This window comes from Streptomyces sp. NPDC002324 (assembly GCF_053593335.1).
Genome location: NZ_JBSFCF010000089.1, coordinates 1 through 3832, shown reverse-complemented (window position 1 = coordinate 3832; position 3832 = coordinate 1). Strand labels below are relative to the sequence as shown.

Here is a 3832-nt window from a genome sequence, read left to right as displayed (position 1 = left end):
CATCTACCCCGACGCCGGCCACGGCTTCCTCTACCAGTACGCCGTCCAGTTCGGCACCGAGGTCAACACCTTCCTCGACCGCTGACAACACCTCCAGCACCGCGTCAAGGACAGCAGCCTGGGCCGTGCCCCGCCCGAAGCGACTTCTCAGTCCTGCTCCATGGCACGGCTTCCTGACCGCCGGCCGTCTGCCCTCTCTTGTCGATCGCTTGCCGAGTGTGCGGATACTCGGCAAGCGATCCGACGTATCGCCTTACTGCCCCTTCTTCCGGACTCAGCGGAGCTCCCCGTGGTAGACCGCGCCGTACGCCGACGCCGTCAGGCTTTGTTCCTCTTGTTCTTTCTGCCAGGCATCGCCATATCGTCCTGGGTCACGCGCACCCCGGATGTCCGCGATCAACTGGGCTTGTCCACCGGGCAGATGGGTCTGGTCCTGTTCGGTCTGTCCGTCGGTTCCATGATCGGCATCCTGTGTTCCGGCCGTTTCGTGTCCCGGTTCGGCACCCGGCCGGTCATCGCGCTGGGCACTCTCCTGATCATCGCGGGCACGGTCGTCATCGGTGCGGGCAGTGCCGTGCGGTCGGCACCTCTGGTCGCCGCGGGGCTGTCCCTGTTCGGCGCGGGCATGGGCGGGGGCGAGGTGGCGATCAACGTGGACGGCGCCGACGTCGAGCGCATCACCGGCACCGTGGTGCTGCCCACGCTGCACGGCTGCTTCAGCCTGGGCACGGTCATCGGGGGTTCGGCCGGAATGGCGGCCACCGCCGCCGCGATCCCCGTCCACTGGCACATGGCCGTGGTCGGCCTGGTCACCACAGGGATTCTGGTTCACGCCCTGCGTGCCGTTCCCGCCGGTGTCGGTATCAACGCCGCACCGCCGACACCGGGTCCCGGTCCCGGTCCGGCACAACCGTCCAAGCCTCAGGTGTGGAAGGACCGGAAGCTGCTGCTGATCGGCGCCATCGTGCTGGCCATGGCACTGGCCGAGGGCGCCGCCAACGACTGGCTGCCGCTGCTCATGGTCGACGGCCACGGCCTCGACGCCGCGGCGGGCTCGCTCGTGTTTGTGGGGTTCGCGGCGGCGATGACGCTGGGACGCTTCAGCGGCGGGTTCTTCCTCGGTCGTTTCGGGCGGGCCGCCGTCGTGCGCGCGAGTGCCGTCTCCGGTGCCGTCGGACTCCTCCTGGTCATCTTCTCCGACAACGCTGCCGTAGCCGCGACAGCCGTACTCTTCTGGGGACTCGGGGCCTCCCTCGGTTTCCCGGTGGCCCTGTCGGCGGCGGGCGACTCGGGCCCCGACCAGACCGCCCGCGTCTCGCTGGTCGCCATCATCGGCTACGTCGCCTTCCTCGTGGGACCGCCCGCCCTCGGGTTCCTGGGCGACCACTACGGGCTGCGCTCGGCCATGGTGGTGGTTCTGGTCTTCGTGGCCGCCGCCGTCCTCATCGCTCCCGCCGCCGACACCCATGACCGCGCCCCCACCGCGCCGGACGTGCCCCCGCGCACGCAACCCGGCACAACTCCCGCAGGGCAACAACACCAAGGAGACCGCTCATGAGCCCGCATGAAGCGTCCGGCACGGTCGGGGTCCTCCTCCCCCGCGACATCCCCCAGGCCGACCTCATCGCCTTCGCGCAGGCGGCGGACCACTACGGCTTCGGTGAACTGTGGGTCGTCGAAGACCTCGGTTACCGCGGAGGGCTTGTCCAGGCCGCCACCGTGCTGGCCCGCACCCGCCGCATCCGCGTCGGAGTCGGCCTGCTGCCCGCCGGGGCCCGCAACGTCGCCTTCACCGCGATGGAAGTGGCCACGCTGGCGCAGCTCCACCCCGGCCGCCTCGACATCGCGGTCGGACACGGCATGCCCGACTGGATGCGCAGCGTCGGATCCTGGCCCGCTAGTCCTCTGACACTGCTGGGCGAGTACATCCGCACGCTCAAGACACTGCTGGCAGGCCAGTCGGCCGACACGGACGGCCGTTACGTCCGGCTCGACGGAGTGCGCCTGGACCCGTCGGTGCTGCCCGAGCACGCCCCCGACGTCTACGCCGGCGTCCGCGGGCCCAAGTCGCTCGCTCTCTCCGGTGAAGTGGCCGACGGAACCCTGCTCGCCGAGCCGGTGTCACCCGAGTACGTCCGCCAAGCCCTCAGCAGCATCAACCCGCAGCGCCCCCACCGGATCGCCGCCTACAACATCATCGTCGTCGACGACGACCCGCACGCCGCCCTCGCTGCCGCACGGCCCGCCCTGCAGACCTTGGGCGATCCCGACTGGGCCCCCCACATCGTCCCCCTCGGCTTCCACGACGAGCTCGCCGCGCTGCGCCGCACCAGCAAGAGTGCGCAGGAGTTCGCCCAGGCGATACCCGAGGAGTGGGCGCACCGGCTGGCCCTGACGGGCACCCCCGACCAGGTCCGTGCCCGCGTACAGGACCTCTTCGAGGCAGGCGTCACGACCGCCGTCCTCAGCCCGGTCGGTCCCGACTACCGGTCCGCGCTCGCCGGCTTGGCCAAGATCCTCTGACAAGATCGCAGATCCGGTGTGAGGGGCGGACGGGAACCTCACGTCGGTCGTCGGCCGAAGCGACCCGCCGGCGCCCGCGCTCCTCGTGCCGGGCGGGCCGGCCATCGCGGTGGCGGGCGCGATGCTCCCGGCGGGGTGGGCCGCGAGGACCGGTACGGCGACGGCGCTGCGTACGGAGTGAGATCCGTACGCTGTGGTCGGCACCCTCTGTGCCGTGCAGGGTTCGGCGTCAGCCCTTGACTGTTCAGAGCCCGGCGGCGGCCTGCGGATGGTGGAGCCGCGGAGCAGGGCGACCGTGCTGTCCGGCCCGGCCATGGCTCACCTCGCTTCGAGGGCGGGGCGCTGCCGACGGGCTGTGTGCCGGTCACCTTGGCCATGGTCATCGGACCGGGTTCCAGCTATCGGTACCGGCCAGGTACTTCCGGGCCGTGTACTGAAGGGCTTCGGCGTCGGTCAACTTCGGTGCGTTGGAGCCGACGCCGGCTCCGGGACCGGTGTTGCGGTACTCCTTGAACCGGGCCTGCGACCAGGAGTAGTCGGGCATCATGTCGGTCCAGGGATGTGTCTCGGTCACGACCGAGGCCACCTGGGTGTCACGGACCACCGCCTGGGGCCAGGCGTCAGGCCCGTTGTGCCACGGCCGGCCCAGGTACGTTGTCCTTGCCGCCCCTGTGGAGTTGATGAAGTAGTACCCATGGCCCGGCGCAGGCCCCACGTCGAACCTTTCGGCATGACGCACCGCAAGGCGAACGAGGTGAGTCGCCGCTTCGGTGTCGCCCCGTCGCACCTCCCGCCCGGGCGGCGGGGTGGACGGCACTGCTGATCCCCACCCCAGCGGGACTGGCACCGAGGCCACCCCGCCCGTCGGCCGCAGAGACGGGCGACAGCCAGCAGTGTGCCGCACAGGTCCTCCGCCCGCCGCCTCACCCGCGCGGTACCCCGCCGATGGAGATCGCCCGGCGCCAGAGCCCCCGTTTGTGGTCCGCTCCGCCGCAGGCCGGTCGGCGTGCACCGCTCCCGGACCGGGGCGCCTCGGCGAGACCCGGCCGTGCGGAACCATCCCTTGCCCTCTACGTAGGAGATACGTCGGCGCCACGGATACCCAATTAATTGATTCTCTGCTGTTGCTTCTACTGATGCATCTGATACGTTGGTGAAACCGATTAGGGGTTGTCGGAAGCGGCCCCTCCACGGCATCGCATACGCGATCCCATGAGTCAGGAGTTCGAAATGGTGACGACAGCACGACGGGTGGCTCTGGTGACGGGTGCGTCCTCCGGTATCGGCAGGGCGGCCGCGCTGGCGCTGG

The 3832-nt window shown here is 70.3% G+C and carries 3 protein-coding genes; 2 read left to right on the top strand and 1 reads right to left on the bottom strand.

Features of this window, described 5'->3' with window-relative positions:
- Positions 1-289: 289 nt before the first annotated feature.
- Together ACWCRJ_RS44455 and ACWCRJ_RS44450 are read left to right on the top strand one after the other, a co-directional pair.
- Positions 290-1558, top strand: coding sequence for an MFS transporter (locus ACWCRJ_RS44455; protein WP_450944679.1), 1269 nt, complete (start codon positions 290-292; stop codon positions 1556-1558).
- On the top strand, positions 1555-2523 hold the full coding sequence (locus ACWCRJ_RS44450) for an LLM class flavin-dependent oxidoreductase (RefSeq protein ID WP_450944678.1): 969 nt from the start codon (positions 1555-1557) through the stop codon (positions 2521-2523). Before ACWCRJ_RS44455 ends, ACWCRJ_RS44450 begins: the two co-directional genes overlap by 4 nt.
- A gap of 379 nt (positions 2524-2902) precedes the next feature.
- Here ACWCRJ_RS44450 and ACWCRJ_RS44445 read toward each other — a convergent pair whose 3' ends face one another.
- Positions 2903-3097, bottom strand: a complete 195-nt coding sequence (locus tag ACWCRJ_RS44445) for a hypothetical protein (protein ID WP_450944677.1) — start codon at positions 3095-3097, stop codon at positions 2903-2905.
- Between the last annotated feature and the right edge of the window lie 735 nt (positions 3098-3832).

Bases quoted from the DNA above. Each gene is read 5' to 3' on its own strand.
- ACWCRJ_RS44450 (WP_450944678.1), top strand. From the start codon at position 1,555: ATGAGCCCGCATGAAGCGTCCGGCACGGTCGGGGTCCTCCTCCCCCGC.